General features: G+C 47.5%; 25 protein-coding genes. 17 read left to right on the top strand and 8 right to left on the bottom strand.

Annotated elements, in window-relative coordinates:
* The first annotated feature begins 214 nt into the window (after nucleotides 1-214).
* Nucleotides 215-511 carry a hypothetical protein gene (locus tag ACXAFI_RS06465; RefSeq protein WP_475108124.1) on the top strand — a complete coding sequence of 99 codons (297 nt, stop codon included), beginning with the start codon at nucleotides 215-217 and terminating at the stop codon, nucleotides 509-511.
* Nucleotides 512-1980: 1469 nt separating this feature from the next.
* Here the strand turns inward: ACXAFI_RS06465 and ACXAFI_RS06460 are convergent.
* The 3 genes from ACXAFI_RS06460 to ACXAFI_RS06450 form a co-directional block, all read right to left on the bottom strand.
* A complete protein-coding gene (locus tag ACXAFI_RS06460) occupies nucleotides 1981-3372 on the bottom strand; it encodes a class II 3-deoxy-7-phosphoheptulonate synthase (RefSeq protein WP_475108123.1) in 1392 nt (463 codons plus the stop codon).
* Between the two features lie 68 nt (nucleotides 3373-3440).
* Nucleotides 3441-4631, bottom strand: a complete 1191-nt coding sequence (locus ACXAFI_RS06455; RefSeq protein ID WP_475108122.1) for an amino acid aminotransferase — start codon at nucleotides 4629-4631, stop codon at nucleotides 3441-3443.
* Nucleotides 4632-4656: 25 nt separating this feature from the next.
* Entirely contained in the window at nucleotides 4657-5157 is a 501-nt protein-coding gene (locus tag ACXAFI_RS06450; RefSeq protein WP_475108121.1) for a MarR family winged helix-turn-helix transcriptional regulator, read from the bottom strand.
* Between the two features lie 267 nt (nucleotides 5158-5424).
* Between ACXAFI_RS06450 and ACXAFI_RS06445 the strand changes: the two genes are divergently transcribed.
* The 6 genes from ACXAFI_RS06445 to ACXAFI_RS06420 all read left to right on the top strand — a co-directional run bounded on the left by ACXAFI_RS06445 (nucleotide 5425) and on the right by ACXAFI_RS06420 (nucleotide 10943).
* The gene (locus ACXAFI_RS06445) at nucleotides 5425-6558 is read left to right on the top strand and encodes a homogentisate 1,2-dioxygenase (protein WP_475108120.1); all 1134 of its coding nucleotides are present in this window, start codon (nucleotides 5425-5427) and stop codon (nucleotides 6556-6558) included.
* A gap of 76 nt (nucleotides 6559-6634) precedes the next feature.
* Entirely contained in the window at nucleotides 6635-7264 is a 630-nt protein-coding gene (gene maiA / locus ACXAFI_RS06440) for a maleylacetoacetate isomerase (protein WP_475108119.1), read from the top strand.
* Nucleotides 7265-7539: 275 nt separating this feature from the next.
* Complete coding sequence (locus tag ACXAFI_RS06435; RefSeq protein WP_475108118.1) at nucleotides 7540-7824, top strand: 2TM domain-containing protein; 285 nt, start codon at nucleotides 7540-7542, stop codon at nucleotides 7822-7824.
* Nucleotides 7825-8156: 332 nt separating this feature from the next.
* Nucleotides 8157-9632, top strand: a complete 1476-nt coding sequence (locus ACXAFI_RS06430) for a ricin-type beta-trefoil lectin domain protein (protein WP_475108117.1) — start codon at nucleotides 8157-8159, stop codon at nucleotides 9630-9632.
* Between the two features lie 300 nt (nucleotides 9633-9932).
* Nucleotides 9933-10376 carry a CopD family protein gene (locus ACXAFI_RS06425; protein WP_475108116.1) on the top strand — a complete coding sequence of 148 codons (444 nt, stop codon included), beginning with the start codon at nucleotides 9933-9935 and terminating at the stop codon, nucleotides 10374-10376.
* A 60-nt stretch (nucleotides 10377-10436) separates the two neighbouring features.
* Complete coding sequence (locus ACXAFI_RS06420) at nucleotides 10437-10943, top strand: arsinothricin resistance N-acetyltransferase ArsN1 family B (protein WP_475108115.1); 507 nt, start codon at nucleotides 10437-10439, stop codon at nucleotides 10941-10943.
* 14 nt (nucleotides 10944-10957) lie between these two features.
* On the opposite strand, the gene ACXAFI_RS06415 is transcribed toward ACXAFI_RS06420, so the two are convergent.
* Nucleotides 10958-11629: a phytanoyl-CoA dioxygenase family protein gene (locus ACXAFI_RS06415; protein ID WP_475108114.1), complete on the bottom strand. Its 672-nt coding sequence runs from the start codon at nucleotides 11627-11629 to the stop codon at nucleotides 10958-10960.
* Between the two features lie 850 nt (nucleotides 11630-12479).
* Between ACXAFI_RS06415 and ACXAFI_RS06410 the strand changes: the two genes are divergently transcribed.
* The 8 genes from ACXAFI_RS06410 (at nucleotide 12480) to ACXAFI_RS06375 (ending at nucleotide 20448) form a co-directional block, all read left to right on the top strand.
* Entirely contained in the window at nucleotides 12480-13094 is a 615-nt protein-coding gene (locus ACXAFI_RS06410) for a bactofilin family protein (protein WP_475108113.1), read from the top strand.
* Between the two features lie 71 nt (nucleotides 13095-13165).
* The gene (locus tag ACXAFI_RS06405) at nucleotides 13166-14398 is read left to right on the top strand and encodes a class I SAM-dependent methyltransferase (protein ID WP_475108112.1); all 1233 of its coding nucleotides are present in this window, start codon (nucleotides 13166-13168) and stop codon (nucleotides 14396-14398) included.
* The gene (locus ACXAFI_RS06400) at nucleotides 14398-15708 is read left to right on the top strand and encodes a MotA/TolQ/ExbB proton channel family protein (protein WP_475108111.1); all 1311 of its coding nucleotides are present in this window, start codon (nucleotides 14398-14400) and stop codon (nucleotides 15706-15708) included. The genes ACXAFI_RS06405 and ACXAFI_RS06400 overlap by 1 nt, the downstream gene beginning before the upstream one ends.
* Nucleotides 15701-16402, top strand: a complete 702-nt coding sequence (locus tag ACXAFI_RS06395; RefSeq protein WP_444922581.1) for an OmpA/MotB family protein — start codon at nucleotides 15701-15703, stop codon at nucleotides 16400-16402. Before ACXAFI_RS06400 ends, ACXAFI_RS06395 begins: the two co-directional genes overlap by 8 nt.
* Entirely contained in the window at nucleotides 16399-17424 is a 1026-nt protein-coding gene (locus tag ACXAFI_RS06390; RefSeq protein WP_475108110.1) for a hypothetical protein, read from the top strand. The genes ACXAFI_RS06395 and ACXAFI_RS06390 overlap by 4 nt, the downstream gene beginning before the upstream one ends.
* Nucleotides 17425-18165: 741 nt before the next feature.
* Nucleotides 18166-18768 carry a DJ-1/PfpI family protein gene (locus ACXAFI_RS06385; protein WP_475108109.1) on the top strand — a complete coding sequence of 201 codons (603 nt, stop codon included), beginning with the start codon at nucleotides 18166-18168 and terminating at the stop codon, nucleotides 18766-18768.
* 197 nt (nucleotides 18769-18965) lie between these two features.
* On the top strand, nucleotides 18966-19367 hold the full coding sequence (locus tag ACXAFI_RS06380; protein WP_475108108.1) for a YybH family protein: 402 nt from the start codon (nucleotides 18966-18968) through the stop codon (nucleotides 19365-19367).
* Nucleotides 19368-20067: 700 nt separating this feature from the next.
* Complete coding sequence (locus tag ACXAFI_RS06375; protein ID WP_475108107.1) at nucleotides 20068-20448, top strand: VOC family protein; 381 nt, start codon at nucleotides 20068-20070, stop codon at nucleotides 20446-20448.
* A 159-nt stretch (nucleotides 20449-20607) separates the two neighbouring features.
* Here the strand turns inward: ACXAFI_RS06375 and ACXAFI_RS06370 are convergent, their stop codons facing one another.
* The 4 genes from ACXAFI_RS06370 to ACXAFI_RS06355 all read right to left on the bottom strand — a co-directional run bounded on the left by ACXAFI_RS06370 (nucleotide 20608) and on the right by ACXAFI_RS06355 (nucleotide 22702).
* Nucleotides 20608-20982, bottom strand: coding sequence for a hypothetical protein (locus ACXAFI_RS06370; protein WP_475108106.1), 375 nt, complete (start codon nucleotides 20980-20982; stop codon nucleotides 20608-20610).
* On the bottom strand, nucleotides 20975-21529 hold the full coding sequence (locus ACXAFI_RS06365; protein ID WP_152454047.1) for a sigma-70 family RNA polymerase sigma factor: 555 nt from the start codon (nucleotides 21527-21529) through the stop codon (nucleotides 20975-20977). Before ACXAFI_RS06365 ends, ACXAFI_RS06370 begins: the two co-directional genes overlap by 8 nt.
* Before the next feature lie 10 nt (nucleotides 21530-21539).
* The gene (locus tag ACXAFI_RS06360; RefSeq protein WP_444922586.1) at nucleotides 21540-22340 is read right to left on the bottom strand and encodes a DUF6249 domain-containing protein; all 801 of its coding nucleotides are present in this window, start codon (nucleotides 22338-22340) and stop codon (nucleotides 21540-21542) included.
* A 65-nt stretch (nucleotides 22341-22405) separates the two neighbouring features.
* The gene (locus ACXAFI_RS06355; RefSeq protein ID WP_444922587.1) at nucleotides 22406-22702 is read right to left on the bottom strand and encodes a hypothetical protein; all 297 of its coding nucleotides are present in this window, start codon (nucleotides 22700-22702) and stop codon (nucleotides 22406-22408) included.
* Between the two features lie 178 nt (nucleotides 22703-22880).
* Between ACXAFI_RS06355 and ACXAFI_RS06350 the strand changes: the two genes are divergently transcribed.
* Together ACXAFI_RS06350 and ACXAFI_RS06345 are read left to right on the top strand one after the other, a co-directional pair.
* Nucleotides 22881-23486: a DUF924 family protein gene (locus ACXAFI_RS06350; RefSeq protein WP_475108105.1), complete on the top strand. Its 606-nt coding sequence runs from the start codon at nucleotides 22881-22883 to the stop codon at nucleotides 23484-23486.
* Complete coding sequence (locus tag ACXAFI_RS06345) at nucleotides 23486-24103, top strand: LysE family translocator (protein WP_475108104.1); 618 nt, start codon at nucleotides 23486-23488, stop codon at nucleotides 24101-24103. The genes ACXAFI_RS06350 and ACXAFI_RS06345 overlap by 1 nt, the downstream gene beginning before the upstream one ends.
* Nucleotides 24104-24182: the final 79 nt, after the last annotated feature.

Below are 24182 nucleotides of genomic sequence, written 5' to 3'. Positions count from 1 at the left end.
TCTTGTCCGGTTCTGTTGTTGAAAATCCTTTTCGTAAACGGGTAAATTGAGACCCACTTTCGGCGGTCACCGAAGGCCTTATTTGTCACAGCTCATTGTATTGCCGGCTCATCAGACTGATAACAAGTAGGAATACGACAAACACTCACTAGACATAACTTGAATAGTCATGTGGGCCTCGAGCCCGAATAGCAATGCGTAGATAGCTTATCTCATGGTACCTCAAGAGAGCAATGCCGGTATCAATAATTGCAGCAAACAACTCGATATTTATGTGAGGCCTACTGGCCTGTTCTTTAGTGTTTCCAATGATAAAAATGGGATTAAGGATGCCATTCAAAAATTACAACCTATTAAACCTCAAAGAGAGCTTATAGAGCCTACAGGGCGGCTCGAATTAGAGTTAGTTTGCGCTGCAGACAAAGCGAGATTACCTATTATTGTTTGCGTTCCTTCTCAAGTGAAAAACTTCGCTAAATCCGCTGAAGCCACGCCAAAACTGACAAACTAGACGGCAATTGATATCACATAGTTTGGTTACGCTATGAAGCCAAGGCACTCGGTGTTTAAGCCAGAAAAACTCAGGTAGATCAGTGAGTTACTGGCTGCAAGTAGTCAGTGCTTAGATATTAGTACAGTGCAAAAGAACCGGCTTCAGAGGCTGCCTCAGTCAGTGCACAAACCTATTCAGACCAATTTAATTAAGATTAAGAAAGAATTACAAGGAATCGACAAACAGCTGGATAAACTGGTTAACAATCTTTCTGAGTAGCGGCAAAGGCGAGACCTATTGTTGAGTGCCAAAAGAGTCGGAAATGTATGGACTTACACGCTGATTAGCAAGCTTCCTGAGCTAGGAAAATTGAACCGTAAAGAAACCGCCGCACTTATACACTTGTAGGTATCGCTCCAATGAACCGTGATAGCGGTAGTTTTCTGTGCAAGGATATATTCGAAGCGGAAGTATCGCGTACGCAGGGTCCTGTTTGTAACAATCATGTCGGCATACAACATCATCCAAAATTAAAGCCTATGTATAAGCGACTAGTCGATGCTGGAAAATCTAAAAAGATCGCTCTCATTGCTTGCATGAGAAAGCAGCTTAAGATCTTGAATACCATGTTTAAAAATAACACCTATTGGGATCAATAGTAAGGCTTAAAGGCTTGACGAGCAACCATAATCACTTGTTATGAGTTTGGCTACGATAGAGCATCAAAGACGATTTCTGTATAATATCCATGAGATACACCCAGTGTATATACTCCAAACTCAACTTGGGTTTCTTCCATTTTTTCCCCCCACAATCTTTCAGCTTTCAATAGATCACACAGATCCTTTGAATCGCGAACGCCCAATAGTTTGGTGCTGATGGCTTCTCCAGAAGCAACAAAATCGAATGAAACTAGAAAAGAATCACCCTCACGTACTACGTGGACTCATCAACGGAGACACCCTTATATTTTCCATGCTCCATGCTCCATGCTTTAGTGTTCCTTTGACTCATAATATTTTGATAGTGATCTTCACGAGCACTATTGAGCACTATTGAGCACTATTGAGCACTATTATCGTGATTACTATTTCTAAAACAAACTCGAGCAACGCCTCGAACTTTCTCTTAATAGTCAACTTGGTAAACTTACTTGGCACTATTTTCAGAATTACAAAAATGATCATTATGATCACTATCACAAATTTTCTTATAACATCCAACCTGTTGATTTTATAGAGGTTTCGCCCTCAATCTATTATTTCCAATAAATAACAGTCTCGATGACTAAAATCTCTAGTCGGGTTTGGTCACAGAATGGAGAGTAATCTCAAAATAAAAATTGATGAGTCCAGAGGCCATGCCCTACCTACTCTATTAATAGTTGCTCATGAATCCCCAGATATTTTCACAGTAAAGAAAAACCCCCTGTCCAAGTGTCGATCTCAGAGCAAGGGGCCAATGTGTTAGCATTTTAAATTAAGCCGTTAGGCAATCCGTCCAGCCCGCAACCATTCAGACACACAGAAAGCCAACTCTAGTACTTGGTCGGCATTGAGTCTTGGGTCGCACTGGGTGCGGTAGCAGCTGGCAAGATCGGCTTCAGAAATTTTCCAGGCGCCGCCGGTACATTCGGTGACATGTTGTCCGGTCATTTCCAAGTGGATGCCGCCGGGGTGGCTGCCTTCGGACCAGTGTACGGAGAAGAAGTCGCGGATTTCTCGCAGAATTTTATCGAAATCGCGGGTTTTGTAGCCATTGCCGGCCTTTACGGTATTGCCATGCATGGGGTCCGTACTCCAAACCACGGAGCGCCCTTCTGCTTGTACTGCACGTACCAGCGCGGGCAATTTATCGGCGAGGGTATCCGCTCCCATGCGGGTAATCAGGGTTAGGCGGCCGGCTTCATTCTCTGGGTTGAGTTTATCGATCAAACGCAGCAGCTCATCAGGCTGCATACTGGGGCCTACTTTTACGCCAATGGGATTGCAAACCCCGGAGAGGAATTCCACATGGGCACCGTCCAGTTGGCGAGTGCGCTCGCCTATCCAGAGCATATGCGCGGAGCAGTCATACCATTTGCCGGTGAGGCTGTCGGTGCGGGTGAGTGCCTGTTCGTATTCCATCAACAGTGCTTCGTGAGAGGTGTAAAGCACGGTTTCACGAATTGCCGGAGTATTCTCTGAGGTCACTCCACAAACAGCCATAAATTCCAGCGCTTCCTGCAAACGCTCGGCCAAGAGTGCATATTTTTCGCGTTGGGGATTATTTTTCAGGAAGCTCAGATTCCAGCCATGCACCTGATGCAAATCGGCCAGGCCGCCCTGGGCAAAGGCGCGCAACAAATTGAGGGTTGCCGCCGACTGGTTATAGGCGGTGACCATTCGCTGGGGATCTGGCTGGCGGGCCTCGGCGGTAAAGTCGATGCCGTTGATAATATCGCCACGATAGCTAGGTAGTTCTACCCCATCAATCGTTTCTGTATCGGCGGAGCGAGGCTTGGCGTATTGGCCGGCCATACGCGCAACTTTGACTACGGGCAGGTTGCCGGCAAACGTCAGTACCACTGCCATTTGCAGTAATACTTTAAAAGTGTCGCGAATGCGGTTGGCATTGAAGTCGGCAAAAGATTCGGCACAGTCGCCACCCTGCAACAAAAACGCCTTGCCTTCCGCTACCTGGGCCAGCTGGCGACGCAACTCCCGTGCTTCGGCGGCAAATACCAGCGGCGGGTGGCCAGCAAGTTGATTGGAAACTTGAGAAACTTCTTCGGCGGAGGTGTATTTGGGCTGTTGGTGTGCGGTGAAGTTTCGCCAGCTCTGCGGGGTCCAGATTTGGGAGGGGGATTCAGACACTGGGGCTCCTAGCTCAACTTCCATCTTTCACTCTTACTTCTTTAGGTAAATGTTAAAGGGCGAGCATTCCGCTCACCCCCAATTTGCCGAATTTACAGCACGCTGGCAACCGCCTTGCAGAAGTATTCCATATTGCTGGAGCTCAAGCCGGCAATACTGATGCGGCTGGAGTCCACCATATAGATGGAGTAGTCCTTCTGTAGTTGCTGTACTTGCTCTGGGTTGATGCCCAGGAAGGAGAACATTCCTTTCTGCTGTCGGATAAAGCCAAAGTCGCCTGCAGCTCCGGCAGCAGCCAAGCCCTCAACCAAGCCGGCGCGCAGTCCGTTGATACGCTCACGCATCTCGGTCAGTTCTGCTTCCCAGTTCGCTTTCAGGCCTGCATCTGTAAGGATAGATTCCACAATCGCAGCACCGTGGGAAGGTGGCATGGAATAGTTCCCACGAATTGCACTCAACATCTGGCTGTGACCTTTATCGGCACTCTCACCATTGGCATAGATCACCATGGCCAATCCAACGCGCTCACGGTAGAGACCAAAGTTTTTGGAACAGGAAGCCGCCACCAGCATTTCGGGAACTGACTCCGCCATCAAGCGTAAGCCGTAGGCATCGTCTTCCAGGCTTTCACCAAAGCCCTGGTAGGCCATATCAATAAATGGTGTGAAGCCCTGTTTCTGCGCCATTTCTGCCAGCAGTTTCCACTGCTCACGAGACAGGTCAGCGCCGCATGGGTTGTGACAACAGGCGTGGAACAAGACCACATCGCCCTCGCCCACGTTTTTCAGGGTTTCGACCATTTTGTCGAACTGCAGACTGCTGGTGGCACGGTCGTAATAAGGGTAACTCTTGATGTTCAGGCCGGCATTGCCGAGAAGGGGCACATGGTTTGCCCAAGTAGGATCGCTAACCCAAACGGTAGCGCCGGCTTTGGCGCGATTGATCAGTTCGGCCAGCACGCGCAGGGCGCCGCAGCCACCAGGAGTTTGTGCTGAGCGCACACGGCCGCCAACCAGTGCCGGATGACCTGCACCCAGTACCAGCTCCTGCATCACCGAATTAAAACCCGGGGTACCCGCAGGGCCGATATAGGCCTTGGTTTCCTCACTTTGCAGCAGGCGTGTTTCGGCTTCTTTAACTGCCTGCAAAACCGCCGTGTGGCCGGCTTCATCCTTGTAAACCCCTACCCCTAGGTCGATTTTGCTGGGGTTTTCATCCGCACGGTAGCTGGCCAGCAGGCCGAGAATTGGGTCTGGCGGTAAGCTGCTTAAATGCTCAAACATCTGAAAACTCCTTTACTTATCCTATTTATTGGTCAATCAAGCCGCGCTCGGACCACTCCTTAGCGCGAACCATCAGTTTTTCGATAATGCCATCCAGTTGCTCCCTCTCCTCCAGGGTGAGCGAAGCGATCAGGTCACTTTCATATTGATGCGCAAGCGGCACTATGCGGGCATACACCTCACGCCCCAGCTCAGACAGGTTCAAAACCTGGCGGCGACGGTCCGCGGGGTCTTCACTGCGGGTGATGTAATCGTTCTTCAGTAGGGAGGAAACCGCACGGCTAATGGCCACCTTGTCCATGGCCGTCTGCTCGACTAGCTCTGCCGCAGACAGGTCGGGAAAACGCCCGAGTATAGCCATTACCCGCCAAGCAGGAATGGTGAGATGAAAGCGCGCACCATACGCTTGTGAAATGGCGTTACTCACACGGTTAGAGAGTACCGACAGGCGATATGGTAAGAACTTCTCCAGGCGCAGTTCATCCTGCTTCACCGCCGTATCCGGCGCATTGTGGTCATTGGTCATGGCTGCTCTCACACCTGCCTATCTTCGAACCCCGGTTGTACCAGATGCCCAATTTAACTAACATTAGTTTCAATTGTAACCACCGTGCATGCAAATGTTGCACGGAAAGGCCCAGGAAAACCGGACAAAATTGGTCCCACAGTATAGGGTTTTCAGCGCCATTTTTGTTAACACTATGCCGCTTAAACGCAAAAAACATGCGTAGTAGCACTGCCGAATTGATCAATGCTCCACCTGCCGCCCTGCCAGCATGAAGCGAGGCCGCCCATGAATAAGTGGATCCGCTTTCCCCGCGTTGAAGGGAAGACCAGCCGCCAGGCCCATGCAGATTTCCCGGCTAACACCTTTGAGCGGGAGATGGGCAAAGAGGGCTTTTTTGGTCCCTGCACCCACTTCTACCATAGCCACCCGCCCACTGGCTGGAGCCAATTTACCGGCCCACTGCGACCACACGCTTTCGATGGCACCAAGATCCTCCATACAGGTAACAGCCCTTGGGACCAAAAGCTCCTTTTACGCAATGAAAATAGCCAGGTAGGCCTGTGGATCTGCCGGGAACCCATGGATCATTTAGTGCGCAATGCCGATGGCGACCAACTACTGTTCGTTCACAACGGCAGTGGTGAGTTGTTCTGCGATTTTGGCTGGCTGAGTATCCGCGATGGAGACTACATCCTGCTGCCTAGAGGTACCATGTGGCGACTCTCTCCCACAGAGAATGAGCCACTGGAATTGCTACTGATTGAAGCTAGCGGCGGCCACTTTCAGCTTCCAGAGAAAGGCATCCTAGGTCCCAACGCCATCTTCGATGAGGCAATCCTGGATGTGCCGAAGATCGACGAAACCTTTCTTGCCCAACAGGGGGACTCCCAGTGGCAGGTGGTGGTCAAGGCCCGCCAGCAACTCTCCAAGATCATCTACCCCTTCAACCCACTAGATTCTATCGGCTGGACCGGCGACAACCTGGCAGTGCGAATCAACTGGAGAGATATTCGCCCGATCATGAGCCATCGTTATCACCTGCCCCCCTCTGCCCACACCACCTTAGTGGGCCCGGGTTTTGTGGTAGCCACTTTTGTGCCGCGGCCCATCGAGAGTGATCCAGGCGCTCTTAAAGTGCCGTTTTTTCACAGCAATGACGACTACGATGAACTGATCTTTTATCACCGCGGCAATTTTTTCAGCCGAGACAATATTCATCCCGGCATGCTCACACTGCACCCCATGGGATTCACCCATGGGCCCCACCCAAAGGCATTTGCCATCGGTGCAAAGCATGCCCGTGAGGCAACCGACGAAGTGGCGGTTATGATCGATAGCCGCACCCCATGGGATATACTCCCCGATGCCCATGCAATAGAGTTTGAGGGTTATGTCAACTCCTGGAAAACACCATCATAATTGGGAAAAAGAACTAATAAATTAATCGGCGGCTTTCCCTGCCGCCATCAAAACGATTGATAAAAAAGGAAAGAGAATGGACCTTTACGGATACTTCCGCTCCTCCGCAAGTTACCGGGTGCGCATAGGGCTTAACTTAAAAGGCCTGAGCTATAACTATCTTCCAGTCAACTTACTGAAAGGCGATCAACACGGTGAGCGCTATCGCAGCCTAAACCCTCAGGGGCTATTGCCAACGCTCAACGATGGGGATACCAGCCTGACCCAGTCTATGGCTATTTTGGAGTGGCTGGAAGAAACACACCCAGAGCCTGCGCTACTACCCAAAGGGGCCGAGGCTCGCGCCCATATTCGCGCCCTTGCACAAAGCATTGCCAGCGATATTCAGCCGCTGCAAAACCTTCGTGTGCTCAAATATTTAGTCTCTGAATTCAAAATTACGGAAGAGCAGAAAATCCAGTGGATTCAGCAGTGGATTCACTTAGGCTTTTCCGCTCTGGAGCAACTATTAAAACCCGCGCCTTTTGCGGCTGGTGACACCCCGGGACTTTTTGAATGCTGCCTACTGCCGCAGGTATACAACGCCGAACGCTTTGGCATGGATATGAATCAATACCCCAAAATACAAAAAATCGCTGAGGCCTGTAACGAACTGCCGGCCTTTGTTGATGCCCACCCGGAAAGACAGCCGGACAGCACTGTATAACCGCTATATTCGGAATTTGGGAGCCCCGAAGATCCGGGCTCCCAATAAATTTGAATTGGTAGTCATGAACAGCACCACCGCCCTACCCCGCTAAAATCACTCCAGACCAACGGGATTATTAGCGTCCTTTCTTTACAAAACTCAACTTTTCCCACTCCTTTTAACCTTGCCTGCCAAGGTCGGCTGTGGTTAATATCCCTTGTATAAACAACAAGATAAGATTACCTCGCTATTCACTCGGCACCAAATAGCCTGACTTCACCGAGATCTACAAGATGCAGCCTGAGCAGCAAACTTCAGTAAAAGAGAAAGAAGCCATTGAGCATGTAAGAAGACTCAAGGGTTTCTATCAACACCTGATCACCTACTTGGTCGTTATTGCTGGCCTCTTTATCGCTAATCTAATCCTCTCCCCCGACTACCTTTGGTCCCTGTGGGCTGCCCTAGGCTGGGGTATTGGAATCGCCTCCCACGCTATGCGAACCTTTAAGCCTTTTACATTTTTTGGACCTGAGTGGGAGAAAAAACAGGTAGAGAAACGGCTGAAAAAGAAACCTTAATTTCAGGTTGTCCCTGGCAAACATCCCTGAAATTAAGCCTCCCTAAAAAGTACTCATTCATTCAGGGGATCCCCACTTGCCAAGGTAAAATTGAAAGTTTCAATAGAAATTTATTCTCCACTAAGAAAAATAATAAAATTTTCAGCTTAAGTCTGCGATCATAAGATTAACGTTGACAATTACATCCATCAAAGTGCCATTAAAGATTTAGCCATTCACTAAAAAAAACCTTGAATTGGCAAGTGTCATATCACTTTCATAGAACCGTACTAGTATTCCTCCCCTTTCATTCATGGCAGCCTCTATCATTAAAACCCTAGATGGACACTCTTATGCCAAATAAAATCAGTTTTTCGTGCTTATTCTCGTTAATATTATTTTTCTCTGCAAACACACATGCGAGCACATCCCCTAGCCTCCAAATAATCGCAGACACCCCACAGGAACAGCATCGCATCGACCAACTCTACTACCTTCAACCTCACAACAGCTACGAGCACCTGGAAGCCGGTGAAACGCTCACAGACTGGTTGGATAAAGGCTTTCGTTCACTGGAGCTGGATGTTGTCGACCACGGTCCATGGCAGGGCAGCTCATATGGTCCCTATGTCGCCCATGGCCAGAGCGATATCGGCAATCATATGTGTAGCAGCAATGGTAGTGATGACCGGCTAATTCACTGCCTGAACGACATCAAGGCCTGGCTTGCGAATAATGAACTCAATGCACCGCTAATGCTTTATATCGACATGAAGCCCGATAGCAACTGGTTTGCTGCCTGGTATGCCGATGAGATCTACTTGTTAGATCAATTTATCAAACAACAGCTGGGTGAATTGCAATTCAGTTTTCAGGACCTACTTGCGCACTTAGAGGCCAGCTCACCCTCCTCAGACTATCGCAGCACCCTGAAGAGTATTGGCTGGCCTACCCTGGGCGAGATTCTACCAAGGGGTAAAAAAGTCTTGGTTATGTTTACCGGTGGTCAAAGCGGAAACGTCAATAACCGCATGGAATCAGCACTAGACAACTACAATCTGCATGCATTCCTTTGCCCCGATATTGATACAGCAGATCCCGAAGAATTTTCTGGAAATATTGATTCGATAGATTCCAATAGCTCTAAGCAGATATTTTGCGGCAATGTGAAAGCTGGTGACCACTATCAAGTCACGGCCAATGAGGCCGCCAACACCAAACAGCTAATGCATCTATGGAATAGCTCGGGAGATTTTAGCAATACCGACTTCGGCTATGCCTATCTCGCCGTTGCCCACGGAGCTACCGCAATTGGCATGGACCCCAGCACTGTCGCTAATACGCCTAGCTATACAAGCCAAGCAATTCCTTTTGTTGGGGTACGAAGAAGCCTGCCAGGATATATACGCCTTCGCTCATCCTCAAATAGTAATCTTTGTATGACGGTATCCCAGGGATATAGCAATGGCTCAAACCTGACGCTATCCAACTGCAATACCGGCAACGAGCAGCAATTTGTCTATACCGCCGAAGGCCAGCTCCGCCCCAAAGGCAATAATAAATACTGCGTAGACTACAATACTGGCTCCGCAGACAATGGCGATAAGATGCACTTATGGGATTGTGATGGAGGCAATTCAGAAAAGTGGCAAATTCAACAGGATGGCACTATCCAAAACCGCGATAAGGATTGGAGCTACTGTATTGACGTACCAGGCAGTTCCGCAGAAGAAGGCGAGCGCCTACAAATTTATAAATGCAGTAACAACGATATAAACCAGCAGTTTTTACTGGATTCTGTTTCTGATTGGACTCAAACCAACTTTTAACAAGATTCTTTCCTAGAGCTCTACATATAAATCGGCATCGCCCACCGAGACATAAAGGGCATCCGGCAAAATCGGATGTCCTGATAATATTCTCTTAATGGCTCAACCTAAAACAAATGGTCCTGCGGTAAGTACTAAAGGATTAAACTGTTAATCCTACAGCTCCCCTGCGAAGTTGAAACCTAATCCGTTACATCTGGCCTTTGATACCTCAAAATTTATCTCGATAGGGATCTGTGGCTAGGCAACCGAAAAATTAGCCGATATAGTGCCTACTCAGGGAATCTTTTGGAGATGGTGATGTACGATGTAGTATTGTTCTTGCACCTGCTTGGAGCAACTATCTGGACGGGAGGACACTTAGTACTCGCCTGCACAATTCTTCCCAGTGTACTGAAAAACAACGATATTGAATTTATTTCGAAATTTGAGGGCTACTACGAGAAAATTGGTATCCCCGCCTTAGTCATACAGATTCTCTCAGGGCTCTATATGGCATACACTTTACTACCAAACCTAAGCCAATGGTTTGACTTTTCAAACCCATTATCCCGACTTATATCATTCAAGTTGATACTACTTGTGGGAACCTTTCTGCTCGCTATAGATGCAAGGCTGAGAGTCATCCCCAATCTCTCACCACAAAACCTAAGATCACTCGCTTACCATATAATACCGGTAACCCTTATTTCTGTTCTTTTTGTTTATGTAGGGGTCTCATTTAGAACTGGATGGCTTTATTAAGCCACTTATCAACAAGGATTCCATTTAAAAATTTTAATTACTGGATAAATTGTCAAGATAATGATTAGGACTGTTAGCAACTCAGATGCACCGGTATTAGCTGCAATATACAACCACTATGTCATAAATACTCCCATCACCTTCGAGGAGCAAGCTATTAGCTCTGTTGATATGGTCCGGCGAATCGAGTCCGTCCATAACTCAAGCCTTCCCTGGCTGGTAAAAGAGCAAAACGGTGAGGTTGTTGGCTACGCTTATGCCACACCATGGAAGGAAAGAAGCGCTTATCGATTTTCTGTGGAAACAAGTGTATATATTACCAACGACATGAAATCGAAGGGCATGGGTACAGCGCTATATCTGGCTCTATTTGCCGAGCTTAAAAAGAAGAATATTCGCACTGCTATTGGCGGAATAACTTTACCTAACTCTGCAAGCGTCGCTCTACATGAAAAACTAGGCATGAAGAAAGTTGCACACTTTGAAAAGGTAGGATTCAAATTCGGCCAATGGCGCGATGTTGGGTATTGGCAAGCTCAGCTAGAGTACCTTAATCCTCCTGTGTAACAAGTTATTGACTTTCAAACCCATGAGGCCCCGCAAGGTAACTTAAAGCTACTATACTCCAGGTGAATAATGCGGCGCCGCCCTGAGGTGCGTACCTTATCGGATGAGTGCAAAATATGAGGACGCATAATCAGTATATCCCCAGCTTTAGCCTCACAGTGAACAACCCCGCCCGTAGCGACATAGCGTTTAATCGCTTCAGTTCCCAAAATACCCTCACGTTGACTGTAAGGTAGAACTTTCAAGCAGCCATTATCAGCACCGGCATCGTCAAGGTGCACACGCAATGTGACCATCTCCTTTAATACCTTTAGTGGAGGCTGCACGTGGTGGACTCCATCTTTGATACTCCAAGGGCCCCAACCATGCCTCTCAAACCGAGAGGAAACAGCTACAGTCTTATCCTGGTGCCAAGCTACAGACCAATTATTATCAATTTTTTTGTCAAAAAAAATGGCTCTCACCAACCGGACAGGTTTTATCAAGTAAGTCTCTACTAACTTTAAAATCTCTTCTGATTTTGCCAGAGAATCCACGGAAGGAAATCTTTTATTGGCAGTGCGTACACCGCCTCTACCATTGGTAAGTGATATGGTTGCCAAATCGGTTTGAAGCGTCTTTATTTGATGTCCTGATAAAACATTACGAATCAAAGCGTGGCCACATTCCAGATCATCCACCTTCATAAGCCTCAAAAAATTAACCTTGGAAGGTTGAGTAAAATAATCACAAGCATTCATCTAGCAAGTAAATTTTAAGCCGCTTCAGTTCCTTAAGATACATTAAATTTTCGGAAAGCACTTTAGTGGGCAAAAACTTTCTGCCAGTCAGCATCATACGCTGCGCGTTTCTTCTTAGTCGCAATTATTTCGCAATCACCAGTAGCCTCATGCAAAAAACATAACTTTCTGCAAGCCTAAGTCGATAGAACAGAAACGGAACAACAGCGGCACTTAAAAGAAAAAGTGCTCTTGATCACACTTTTTACGTGCAATCCGTGCTAACTTTAACTTATTCAAGTCGAGGTCAGCTTGATTAATGGCCAAGCCGTTTAGTGGTGGCAGGCACGCTGTAAGAAGGTACACACCAACTCATCGATTATGAGCTCTATTGGACTCAATACCCATCAGCAGGCAATTTAGCAGTATGTCCTCCTTATTTGAAAGTGAATATTTACTTACGCTATTTACACTGAGCTGAGCATAATGATGTTGAAAACTATCGTAAAGATAGCTTGATACTCTATTCAGGACTCAGATGATTTTTTCTCCAGCTTAGCAAAATGGGGAAACCTAGATGAGTAAATTCACAAGAGAATGTTTCAGAAGCGCTCGGCCAGTAAGATGGCTCATATAAAAGTGCTCAATTTTATCAGACAACTCATACCAGCCATCGCAAGGAAACTGTCAATGGCCAGAATGTTGGTGTTTTTTTAAGCTTAAAATATCACTTTTTGCACCAATACACTTTCAACTATGGGTATGAGAGCAAGAGATCTTATAGCTGACTTTTACCACAAAGAAGAGATTTATTTCGATGAGCACTGACAAAAGCAATGATTCCACACCATTTCTAGCGGGCATGAGCGCTGGTGAACAGCAATCATCTCTCTCGAATTCAGGCGCCAAATCAGTGCTGGGCCAAGGAATCAATTTCCGTGGCGAGCTGATTGGTACCGAGGACCTTCACGTAGAAGGCACTGTCGATGGCACTGTGATTATGGTTGGACACAATCTTTCAGTGGGTACTGGCGGCGCAGTTACAGCAAATATTCACGCAAAAAATATTGTTGTAGAAGGCACCCTAGACGGCGATGCACTTGCCGATGAACTCATCGAAATTCGCAATACAGCACAAGTGAATGGAAACCTGATCGCGCCCAGAATCAAGCTGGATGACGGTGGTAAATTCCGCGGCTCCATGGATATGGTAGATACCGATTCTGAAATGAAGGAACGTCACAAGGAGTTCTCTGATCGCCTGGTACACCCTGATCTGCCTGCGACAGAGGATAAGCCTGCAAATCGTGCACAGAGCAATTCTTCTTACTCCTCCAGTAACTCCACTGTGAATAGCTCTTCTAGCATATCCGATAGTAGTGATTACTTATTCGGCACCAAGGAGATCGAAGAGGAGGCCGAGGAAAGCTGAGCTGAAAACTTCTAGTAATCCTCATTACCAGCCCCGGCTATTGCCGGGGCTTTAGCTTTTGGTATGGAAATATGTTGCAGCATCAATCTTTTGGCATTGCTGCCCTGGTCGAAGAAGTCATTCAACCAGGTGCAAAAGTGTTGGATTTGGGATGCCTCTCCTTCGGCACTACACAAACTTTCTTAGAACTTTCCTGCCAGACATTTATTGAAGATTTACGTAGCTTATTACTTGAAATCAATACTCTGGATGCACAAACCCGTGCTTCAAGGCTATCTGAACATCTGACCAAGAAACCACAGAGAATAAAAATTGATGTTGTTCTCTGCTGGGATTTATTTAACTTTATGGAGCCCGAACTCATCACTCGGCTCATTAAGGAGATCAGCCCTCACTTAAAGTCTGGTACTATTTTTCATACCATGCTCTATACCGGCACAATGCCCACAGCACCCGCCGACTTTAAGCGCCTATCCGGCTTCACCTTTAACTCTGAGCAGCTTGCTTTACAGGAACCGCTGCCCACCTATCGTTATTCATCCCTTAACTTGATGAAAACTATGGGAAACGTTTCTCTGCGCGCCTCACTCCTACACAGAAAGGGCATGCGTAAGGACCTTATCGAAATGATGTTCGAGTATGGCAATGTGAAGTCACAAAATGCTTTACAGGCTGCGGGAACCTCAGGCGCAATTTCTGCATTTAGACAAATAAGTCTAACGGAGCTGCCTTTAACCGCTTTCGACGCAGCAATGTCACATGTCAGCCGCTCCCCCATCAGTAAAGTACTCGATGTCGGGAAGAAAGTCGGCAGAAATATGCAATTTCTTCAGCGCGAAGCCGGTGAGCTTTTTATATCCGACCTCTACTCCGCAATACTTTGGCAATGCAGCCGCAAGGAATCATTTGAAGGAGCCGTGCATGCCGCCTTGAAACAGGCAAGCCTGCCAGAAAATCTGGATTGCATCTTACTTTGGGATCTACTCAACTTCTTTTCCGTTGAAGAAATTCAAATAATCACCAGTGCTTTATATCAGTCTCTGAGCGATGCAGGAGTCATGCATTTTCTACTGTTCAAACAAGAGCGTCTTCCAGTCAACTGTGGTGTGTTCGAGATACAGCAGTCGGGCCTAGTAGGGACCTTTCTCCAGCCAGCTGGCAATAAGCCGGTCAAGTTTCGCACGATTACTGACGTAGTGAAGTCTCTACCACAAATGAAAGTACTTAGTCAGGGCACTGGACGGATAGCCAGCGGGCCCTCTTATCATGAAATAACAATGCAGAAAGTTGTAAAGGATCAATAATGACCCAGTTTTTCTATCACTGGTTGACTAAATTATCCGCCGAGCAAGTAACCGACACCTTTCTTATCGTTATGCTTGCCCTTGGTGCTATCGCTTTGGCCGTTTACCCCTTTGGTAAGTTTTCACGTTTTGTAAAAGAGGTGCCATCCCTTCTGACTGCTCTTGGCATCCTGGGAACGTTTATTGGCATAATTCTCGGTATCTATGGTTTTGACTTGGCTGATATCGATACTTCAATTTCAGAGCTGATGCAGGGCCTGGAAACGGCCTTTATGACGAGTATCCTGGGCTTGTTCCTGTCACTGGTTCTTCGCACTATCTTTCAATTGTTCAGTACAGAGCAGCCAGCCAAAGCCACCTCAGATGACATCTTGATGGCAATTAATGGTCAGCGGCAGGATCTTGCCAAATTCCAGCAGAGTATTAGTGAAGAAGTTCTTCAATCGCTCACCGCTGTTGTTGAAAAATTTAATCAGGGTTTAAATTCACAAATGGGTGACAACCTGCAGCAGTTTATTCAACAGCTACAAGCAGTATCCCCCGCCCTACAAGCTTTAATCGACCAGCATGAGCAACATGCCGAGTTGGCTGCCATCTACCGTGAACAAACCACGTCCCTGCTGGTTGAAATTAATGGTGCCCAGGAAAATCTTCTACAACTACATCAACGTATTACTGAACTACCAGAAGTCTTTAATGCGATCCCTTCATTGGTGGAGCAGCAACGTGTTCACTCCGAACAAATTTCTGTAATGCTGAATGAACAGCAGGCATCCATTGAAATACTACAAAAATCGATCCCAGATATAGCGCCCAAATTCGAGTCTTTGACCAAAGGAATTGACAACGCCAACCAGCAACTGGGCACCCAAGTTAAACAATTGATATCCCTGAATGAAACCCAGACCAAAGTCTTTGAACAAAGAACCAACAGAGTTGTAGCTCTGGCCGATGTTCTCACCAACATCGACCCGAATCATTTCTCGAATATTATCCAAGAGACTGCCAACAATCATCGTGAGTCAATGGTTGAGCTTGCCCAGCTTATTGCCAAAACCCATCAGCAAATGATCACTGAATTGTCCCAGGTGATCACTCGCGATTTATCCAATGCTGACGTGAGCATCAAAAGACAGTATGAATTGCTGGATCAACGCTTACATAGCGAAGTAGAGAGTGTAATGACAGCAATGGGCGACGCACTGGGAACCTTGAGCGGTGAGTTCTCACGAGACTTTCGTCAGTTAATCCAACAAATGAAGAGAATCGACAACCAAGTGAAACAGGCCGCTGGAGAGGAGCATGTTTGAGGGCGCTCACTCCAGCAGCGAATCCAGTGAAAGCCAATGGATCAGCCTATCTGACATGATGGCCGGCCTAATGATGGTCTTTCTCTGTATTGCCGTCTTCGTTATGCGCTCCCTAATAGACGAACGCGCCAAGATTCGAGAGCTTGCGGAGTCTTATCGAGACACACAGTTGGCGATCTATCAAACTTTACAGCAGGAGTTCTCTCAAGACTTGAATCGCTGGGGAGCCTCGCTGGATAAGCAAACCCTCGCTATCTCCTTTAATAATAGCGATGCGCTGTTCAAGACCGGGGATTTTGCCTTAAGTGACAATGCCCGTGAAATTATGTCCTCATTTGTACCCCGGTATATTGCGGCACTGACCCCCTATATGGACTCTATCGCAGCAATCCAAATTGAAGGGCACACAAGTTCTGAATGGGGTGAGCAATCGGCCCCCGAAGAGGGATACTTTCATAACCTGCGCCTATCCCAACAGAGATCACGGGCGGTGATGCAGTATGCACACTCGCTGCTGCCGTCAGATCAAGCAGTACTGGTGCGCGCAAAAGTTGCAGCCGTAGGCTACTCCTCTGCCCGCCCTGTACTCAATGACAATGGTATGGAGGATCCGGATCGCTCTCGTCGGGTTGCTTTCCGAGTAGTGCGGGATTCCGAAAGCCATATCCTGCAAATTCTTGAGGAGGCTTTGTGAAGCTAACCAATCTTCAGCCTATTCATAACCGCCAAACTCAAGAGTTGTCGTGTATCCTCAAACCTATCCCTCAGCCATCAAATACCAGTAAACCATGTCGAAACAGCTTGGCCAATGCTATTCGATCGGGGATTCAGCTGGACGCTTCAGACCTAGACAAGCTCACCTGTGGTTGGCGTTACCGAGGTATCCCGGTGTTTGCATTTGGCCTTGACCCCACTTCTATCACACAGGTTGATACTTTTGGGCTAATTCACGTTTCTCCCAAATGCCCTACAGTTAGTAACCATCAGGGACCTCTTTGGGTAAGTAGCGACTTCTCTGCTGCGCAAAAGGCCTTTCCGCAAGATGAACTGAAGCCCTGCCCTCACTGCTTGCGGCATCTTTATAGCCTGGACATCGCAGACTTATTGCATAAAGACCGCTTCGGAAATATTACCGATATCGACTGGTTGATTTATGCACGATACTTTGCTGGCCATTTTTTTGACACTCAGCCATTATTCTGGCGAAACGGTGAACGTCCGCAGAGGGTAGACTCACTGTTTAGCGCTGATATCCCAAAGTATGCTTGTTCAATATGCCAATGTCAGGTAAAGGCTAGTAACTGGGCACTGAATCCAGAATTAGCCGTACGGAGTGAACTTCCAAGAGAGATTTGCCTCCTCTGCGCTGAAAGGCGCGCCCGTGCCGTAATAATGGCATCTCCACAAGAAGCGTTGCGTGCAGCAACATTGCGCTATGAGTCCCTTATTAAACAGCTGGGCAGTGAACCCCAAGCATCCTGGGCAATCGCCGAGCAAGTAGTTCCCGCCTCTTGGCTTCCGCTGATCCAGAAACTGAAAACTCTGATGGGACCGCCCAAGGTCTTTCAACTAATCGCCCCTCAGGTGCTTGCCGTTTTGTGCTGGCCCAGTATGAAACGTGCCATCATTGCTGATAACACCAAAGAGTCAAAACTGCCTTCTAACTATTCCGTTTGGCGCAAAGCCCAAATTGAGCAAGAGCTTGGCCTCAGCTAACTAAAAAGCGTACCGTGCTGGGTATAGGCATATAGCTCGCGCCCCCTGGGATTTATCTTTTTAGAAATCATTCATGCAGTGAACCTTAAGGGGGCTGGCTACGGACGGTAAGGAGGCAAGAAGTATTCTTAGAGCGGATGGGCCTAGCAAGCAAAAAATAAACACGGAACCTTATCACCCAAACGAACAAGCTCTGTTAAATATTTATTTTTAATACAAAAAAATCAGGAAAACTTAAATTTCATACCTACCAGTTATAAGCTAGCATAAAATCTCTAAAGAAATCCAAGCCGCACAGGACACGCAAGCGCACAAGCAAACGGAACGATAGCCACCTTAATCACCCCTCTATTAAGTACACTCAATAGATCCCATCCGTACCCTATTGTTTCTAGAAAGACCAACCTCTAAAGCCCCCAGAAGATAAAAATCACGCCATTAGGTTTGGAGCAAAATTTACAAAAGGATTTTGACTTCACATTTGCAAACTGAGATATTAAGCAACATCACTTAAGAAACATTTTAAGTAACTAAATGAAGCGCAATGAGCCGGAAACGCGCCCTTCAGCAGTTAAAAATATCGGTAACTTTTAGAAACCCAGGGGCAAACTCCCTAAAAATAAATTCTCATTATCGATAGAAATATTCTTACGGAAATGTCACTGCCGTGCGGCTTCATAAAACCCCCAACCCACCAAAATTACTTATAATAAACGTCACGCCACTGAATAGAGGTCAAGGATGAAGCTGGGAGTTTTACTTTTTGAAGAATTTGAACTGCTTGACGTGTTTGGCCCCTTAGAAATGCTGGGTCAAGTAGATAACCTTAGCATTGAGCTTATATCTAAAAATGCGGGGCCAGTATATTCAGCCCAAGGGCCCGCAACCATCACACAAAAAGATTTTCGTGACAGCACTGAATACCAAACCATTTTGATTCCTGGGGGCATTGGCACAAGAAAGGAAGTGCATAATTCGAGTATCATTGACTGGATCGCAAGAAAGGCCAAAAGCGCCAACTATATTACTTCTGTTTGTACTGGTAGCGCCTTACTGGCCAAGGCAGGCATACTGAATGGCAAAAAGGCCACTACAAATAAATTAGCATTTTCTTGGGTGTGCTCACAAAGCGAGCAAACAAACTGGATCGCAAAAGCACGCTGGGTTCAAGATGCCAATATTTTTACTTCCTCTGGGGTATCCGCAGGCATTGATATGGCTCTAGCTCTCATCAAAGAAATTTGGGGCGAAATGAAAGCGAACGAAATAGCAGATAGAGCAGAATATAAATGGAACCAAAATCCTGACATTGATCCATTTGCAATTAAGTATGGGCTAACTTAGCGAGGTATCACGTTTGCGCTAGCATTCATAGAAAGCAAATCGAAACCCAAGTCAAATATGCAAAATAAATCTACAGAAAATATAAAGCTAGAAACTCCATATAAACAACCAAATCCTTAAAAAGGCAAATAAAAAAGATAAATGGAATTTCTCATAACCCAGCCACCATAACCCACCAGCAACTGCATGGATCCATTATGAAAAATCAAGAAATAAAAAAAATTGAAACTCTCCTTGAAGACTGGGTCGAGTCTACACGACACGATCAAAAGGACAACATTTTAAGCAATCACTTACCAGATGCAATCATCTTCGATGTGCTTGCACCGCTACAATATCAAGGTGCGAAAGCCTATAGAGAAAGCTTTGATGAATGGCAACCTCCCTTTAAAATCCCCTCGCTATTTGAGTTGAGTGAATTAAAAATCACCGCAGGGGATAAAACAGGATTTGCTCACTGCCTTATTAACTGTGGCGGTACTCTTCCTGATGGCAAGGAAGTTCGCGATACTGTTCGAGCAACCTTCTGTTTTATTAAGACTGAGGATTCCTGGCAAGTTGCGCATCATCATATTTCTACGCCAGCCAAGCTTGAATAGTTAAGTTCACAACATAGGACCACTAGAAACCATCGAGCCATTGATATGTTTTTATACTGAGTGCATTTTATACAGTATCACACTATGGAAGTGATCTTTTTCCACTTTGCTGCTCTAACCTTGTGCCCCCAGGTTAGCAGCAGTGAGCCCCAATGCACCATATTACCAGCCAATATAGAAACTTCCATTTAGCTTTGTGGAAACAATAGTTTCTTTATATGAGCGGAGCTAAAATTTAAAAATATATGAAATAGATATCAAACAAAACTTAAGCAGTAAGATTGATAAGTCAATCTTACTGGAAAAAATACCATTTCAACAGTTCGAGATTCTGCTCTCCTATCAATCAAAACCCAGTTACAGTCTCAATTAGATATACTTACGAAGCACGCTAAAGTTCAGCTTTAAATGCCAAAAAAAGTTGTTTGCTACTCTCTTACTTTACAGACATATCGTTCAGACCAAATACAGTACAAATAGTGCCAAACTATTAATTGACGAAGAAATCACATAGATTACATTCGATCAATAAATTTATTCAGCAATACTATCAAACTAAGTAGGCTGTAAGAAATCCACTAAAATTTAAAAGCATGCAGAAAGCCCTCACCCCTGGCCCATAAGCTCTTTGTAAAGCATAATTTATATCTTAATGTTTACTCTTGCAGGCAAGAGCAACAGGGTTGCGTGGGAATTTCTGATGAATCTAAATCAAGTGACACTTCCAGTATCAAACATGGATAAGGCTACACATTTTTACCGTGAAATGGGCTTTGTTCAAATAGTCGATACACCTCATTATGCTAGATTCGAGTGCCCCGATGGAGATGCTACTTTCTCACTAACCCTTTCGAGCAATTCTACAGAGAATTCGGCTGTAGTTTATTTTGAACATGAGAAATTGGACTCCTGGGTCAGGGAGCTAAAGAGAAAAGGCTTCATCTTTTCTGAAGACCCAAAAGATCAGCCTTATTTATGGCGTGAGGCGGTCCTTTTTGACCCAAGTGGCAATAAGCTGAAGCTGTATTGGGCTGGTGTAAACCGTAAGAATCCACCTTGGAGAGTAGAGCGAAGCCTGTAGTGTTGGTGCTCTCAAACCAATGATGACGGTCGGTAAAGAATAGAAATAATGAAAAGGAACAGCGAGCAAAACGTTGATTGGCCCACCCCTAGTACAATGCTAGAAAGTACACTGCTAGAGGCAGGCAAGAATTGGATTCTTTTTTGAGTATCGAAGTAATCAGCGGCGGGCAGCGAAAATACCACCGGCCATCACCGCCAGTGAGGAGAGCATCCCCACGCCGACCAAACTATAAAGACTAATTGACTGACGAGCGGCTTCACTGAGCACCTCGCCGAATGGAAATTGCCAGGCTACGATGCCCGAGGCAGCCAGTACGGCGATATACTGGAACCAGCTGGCGCGACGCTCATTATGCTTGGAGGGAGCGGGCAGCTTGGCCATGACGCTTTCACAAAAACCGTCATCGTCCAGGTAGGGCTCATCGAACTGCAGCTGCTCTGCCAGCCATGCATCGAACTGTGGGTCTTTGCCCTCTATAGCTAAATCGCCCAAGGCATTACCTTTCGTATTGCGCTGTTCAAAGTTAACCATTGACCACCTCCTCGCGCCACGGCTGTAACAAGCTCTGAAGCTTTGCCCGCGCGCGGTTGACATGGGATTTTACCGTACCAAGCGGCAACTTCATAATACTTGCCGCTTCCTCATGGGAGAAGCCCCGCTGCATGCACAGATGTATCGCCTGGCGCTGCGCATCGCTCAGGGAGTCCATTGCGGAGTTTAGATCTCTAGCCATGCCCAAACGTTGGGACTCTTCCACTGTCTCTTCCGCCTGAGCCCTATCGACCGCTTCCTGGTCCACTTCTGGGGCGTTCTTGCGTTTGTGGCTCATGACGAGATTGTAGGCGATACGGTACAACCAGGTGCTAAACCGGGCATCTCCCCGAAATGCCGGCAGCGCCTTGTAGGCCTTAATAAAGGCTTCTTGCGCCATATCGTCTGCCAGGCCCTGGTCGCCATCACACAGCTGACGGAGCGAGAATCGCAGCTGAGATTGATAGCGACGAACCAGCTGGGCATAAGCCCGCTGGTCCCCGTCTTCGACGGTGCGCCTGATCAAATCCTCATCATTGAGGTCCATATTCCGGTCCTTACGCCTGCTTGTTATCGAGCTTCCAGTTGATAAAGCGGGCCAGGCCGATAAATAACGGAATCAAACCCAGGCTACCTACCCCGACCCCAGCCATCGCAGAAAGCCAGATAAACACCGCAGCTCCTACCGCAATCAGAGTAAAACCTTTATCTGCGGAATTGTTGGGAGTGTTGCCTTCCAGCATATCCAGCATTTCCGAGGGCACATCACGACCTTCTGCCACCATACGATTGATGTTTTCCATCACCAGCTGTTTTTTGCGGTAGCTATTGCGGGTTACCAGCCACACAATCAGTACCGGCATACCGAACACACACAGCAGAGCCAGTACTGGCAAAGTCACCACCTGGTGGAAACCAGAATCTGAGTGAGACTCCTCCCAACTCTTGTGTGAAGCGTCATATTTCTTGGATAAACCGATCTCTACATTGTCTGGCACACTGTCTAGGGCCTCTTCGGCCACCCGCCCACGCTCATCGAGAATGCCCTTTCGTTCAAGCTTCTCAATAATGCGTTGACTCAAGGGGCCACCAAACTCCGCCCCCAGGTCCACCTGAACCTCGCTGCGCTCACCGTCCTCTCCCTCAGTTTTGATCGTGAGCACCCCCTTTTCATCACGCATAATGCGTACACGTGAATCTGGTTTGGGTACCTCACTTTCCATAGCTGGCGGCTTCGGTGGCTCGGGGATAGTGTTGCTATCATCCTGTGCCCAGCTGCCCATAGCGGTAAAAGTTACTGCCAGCGCTGCCAGCCAGCAGGTAACTGCCCGCAGGGATTGTGAATTTCTCGCTCTCATTAGTTACTCTCTAATCATTGTCTTTTTGTACTGTTAAACCGTCGGCTCGGGGAAACCGTGTAATGCTACATAACCGTAATGCGGCCTCGGCTATAGGGCCCTGGGGTAGCACCTTGGGGAGCTCTCTCCTCAGCAATTCGCACCGGATAGGGGAGTCCGCCACCCTTAACCTCACTGCCAAGCTTGCACTCATTGAGCTTTTGCAAAAAGTGCTGGTCCGTCTTCTCGGTGAGCTGTCGATGGATATCATCCACGGAGAATCCCAGCTCGGCCGCCGTGGCCTGACCGGCCTGCATGCCACCAAGCGCCAATATCAGTACGGCGCAAAATTGTACCTTCTTAAATGATCCCGCAGTAAACATTGTGACCTCCAGATCGCTTTTCCTTGTACACCTCTATGACGGGGCCAGAAACGGTTTTGGATGCAGGCGCAAAAATATTTTTTTGATTCTTCCTTTAGAGAGTTCTCGTCCTTACTCAGCTGGACCATCAAGTACAAATGTCGTAATAATCGGCCCATCATCGCTGAGGAGCCCATTGATGCCTGATATTAAGGAAATACTGACCTTCTGGTTTGGTGATCCCTCTCTGGATCACCGCCCCACCGAGGAACTGCAAAAGCGCTGGTTTTCGGCAGATCAGAAGCTGGACCAGCAAATGGCAGAAGACTTCGCTGAGATCACCAATTTGGCCATAGAGGATAAGTTGGATCACTGGCGCCAGAGCCTTATGGGTGAGCTGGCTCTGCTGCTATTGTGCGATCAGTTCGCCCGCAATATTCATCGCGGCACCCATCTCGCCTTCAAAGGAGATGACTTGGCTCTCGAAATCAGCGAGACGATTCTGCAGCGGGGAGACGAGCAAAAGCTCGGGTTGTTTCAGCAGGTTTTTGTCGGCATGCCCCTGGAGCACAGTGAAAAACACTCAATCCAGCAGCGCTCCGTGGCATACTTCGCACAATTGCAGAAGCAGTACGGGGATGATGAGGCCATCGCTCCTTATCTCGCCACCCACTACCGATATGCCCTGGCCCACCAGGAGATTATCGAGCAGTTTGGTCGCTTTCCGCATCGCAATGCAGCCTTAGGCCGCGATTCCACAGAAGATGAGAAATATTGGCTGGCACAAGGGGGCGGCTTTAAATAATGGATTTACTCGGATGGTTATCACTTGCGGGCATCTGCGCCCTCGGCGCCATGTCCCCAGGCCCTAGCTTATTAATCGTAATGCGTTGCTCGGCCTCCGGCCTGCAACAGGGCCTAGCCAGTGCCATAGCCCACGGTGCTGGGGTTGCCGTTTACGCTGCCCTGACAGCCTTCGGGCTCGCGGTTCTGATCACCAGCTCCCCCCTACTGTTCAGCATCCTGCAATGGGGCGGCGCGGCTATGTTGGTATACCTGGGCTGGAAGGCCTTCAGGGCTCCGGCTCCCGGCTCGGGAACCACCCAGCTGGAAGCCCCCCACCTAAGTGTTCGCCGCTCAATCGTTCAGGGTTTTGGGGTCGCCTTCTTTAACCCCAAGATTGCAGTATTCTTTACCGCCCTATTCAGCCAGTTCGTCTCAGAACAGCAGGCCCTCACCACCAAACTGGGGATGGCTGCCATGGTATCCGGGGTAGACACTCTCTGGTATTGCATCGTTGCCCTGGCAGTCTATGCCAGCCGCAAACGCCAGTTGGTTAGCAAGCATCTCGGCCACCGTATCCAGCAACTGTTTGGCTTACTTCTGATCGGCCTGGCCGCGCGCCTGGTACTCACTATTTAATGACTGGGCGCTGCGCGCCCACTCACCTCTCTTTCCCAGCCCACCAAGCTCGTCTCTTACCACTCGCAAGCAACGATCA

It is taken from the genome of Microbulbifer sp. ABH2_005, from assembly GCF_056160005.1.
Note: the sequence above shows the minus strand (reverse complement) of the source record. Positions and strands in the feature narration are given on the sequence as shown.

Coding starts and splice junctions, on each gene's coding strand:
- ACXAFI_RS06465 (WP_475108124.1), top strand. CDS start 215: ATGGTACCTCAAGAGAGCAATGCCGGTATCAATAATTGCAGCAAACAA.
- ACXAFI_RS06460 (WP_475108123.1), bottom strand. CDS start 3,372: ATGGAAGTTGAGCTAGGAGCCCCAGTGTCTGAATCCCCCTCCCAAATC.
- ACXAFI_RS06455 (WP_475108122.1), bottom strand. CDS start 4,631: ATGTTTGAGCATTTAAGCAGCTTACCGCCAGACCCAATTCTCGGCCTG.
- ACXAFI_RS06450 (WP_475108121.1), bottom strand. CDS start 5,157: ATGACCAATGACCACAATGCGCCGGATACGGCGGTGAAGCAGGATGAA.
- ACXAFI_RS06445 (WP_475108120.1), top strand. CDS start 5,425: ATGAATAAGTGGATCCGCTTTCCCCGCGTTGAAGGGAAGACCAGCCGC.
- maiA (WP_475108119.1), top strand. CDS start 6,635: ATGGACCTTTACGGATACTTCCGCTCCTCCGCAAGTTACCGGGTGCGC.
- ACXAFI_RS06435 (WP_475108118.1), top strand. CDS start 7,540: ATGCAGCCTGAGCAGCAAACTTCAGTAAAAGAGAAAGAAGCCATTGAG.
- ACXAFI_RS06430 (WP_475108117.1), top strand. CDS start 8,157: ATGCCAAATAAAATCAGTTTTTCGTGCTTATTCTCGTTAATATTATTT.
- ACXAFI_RS06425 (WP_475108116.1), top strand. CDS start 9,933: ATGTACGATGTAGTATTGTTCTTGCACCTGCTTGGAGCAACTATCTGG.
- ACXAFI_RS06420 (WP_475108115.1), top strand. CDS start 10,437: ATGATTAGGACTGTTAGCAACTCAGATGCACCGGTATTAGCTGCAATA.
- ACXAFI_RS06415 (WP_475108114.1), bottom strand. CDS start 11,629: ATGAAGGTGGATGATCTGGAATGTGGCCACGCTTTGATTCGTAATGTT.
- ACXAFI_RS06410 (WP_475108113.1), top strand. CDS start 12,480: ATGAGCACTGACAAAAGCAATGATTCCACACCATTTCTAGCGGGCATG.
- ACXAFI_RS06405 (WP_475108112.1), top strand. CDS start 13,166: ATGTTGCAGCATCAATCTTTTGGCATTGCTGCCCTGGTCGAAGAAGTC.
- ACXAFI_RS06400 (WP_475108111.1), top strand. CDS start 14,398: ATGACCCAGTTTTTCTATCACTGGTTGACTAAATTATCCGCCGAGCAA.
- ACXAFI_RS06395 (WP_444922581.1), top strand. CDS start 15,701: ATGTTTGAGGGCGCTCACTCCAGCAGCGAATCCAGTGAAAGCCAATGG.
- ACXAFI_RS06385 (WP_475108109.1), top strand. CDS start 18,166: ATGAAGCTGGGAGTTTTACTTTTTGAAGAATTTGAACTGCTTGACGTG.
- ACXAFI_RS06380 (WP_475108108.1), top strand. CDS start 18,966: ATGAAAAATCAAGAAATAAAAAAAATTGAAACTCTCCTTGAAGACTGG.
- ACXAFI_RS06375 (WP_475108107.1), top strand. CDS start 20,068: ATGAATCTAAATCAAGTGACACTTCCAGTATCAAACATGGATAAGGCT.
- ACXAFI_RS06370 (WP_475108106.1), bottom strand. CDS start 20,982: ATGGTTAACTTTGAACAGCGCAATACGAAAGGTAATGCCTTGGGCGAT.
- ACXAFI_RS06365 (WP_152454047.1), bottom strand. CDS start 21,529: ATGGACCTCAATGATGAGGATTTGATCAGGCGCACCGTCGAAGACGGG.
- ACXAFI_RS06360 (WP_444922586.1), bottom strand. CDS start 22,340: ATGAGAGCGAGAAATTCACAATCCCTGCGGGCAGTTACCTGCTGGCTG.
- ACXAFI_RS06355 (WP_444922587.1), bottom strand. CDS start 22,702: ATGTTTACTGCGGGATCATTTAAGAAGGTACAATTTTGCGCCGTACTG.
- ACXAFI_RS06350 (WP_475108105.1), top strand. CDS start 22,881: ATGCCTGATATTAAGGAAATACTGACCTTCTGGTTTGGTGATCCCTCT.
- ACXAFI_RS06345 (WP_475108104.1), top strand. CDS start 23,486: ATGGATTTACTCGGATGGTTATCACTTGCGGGCATCTGCGCCCTCGGC.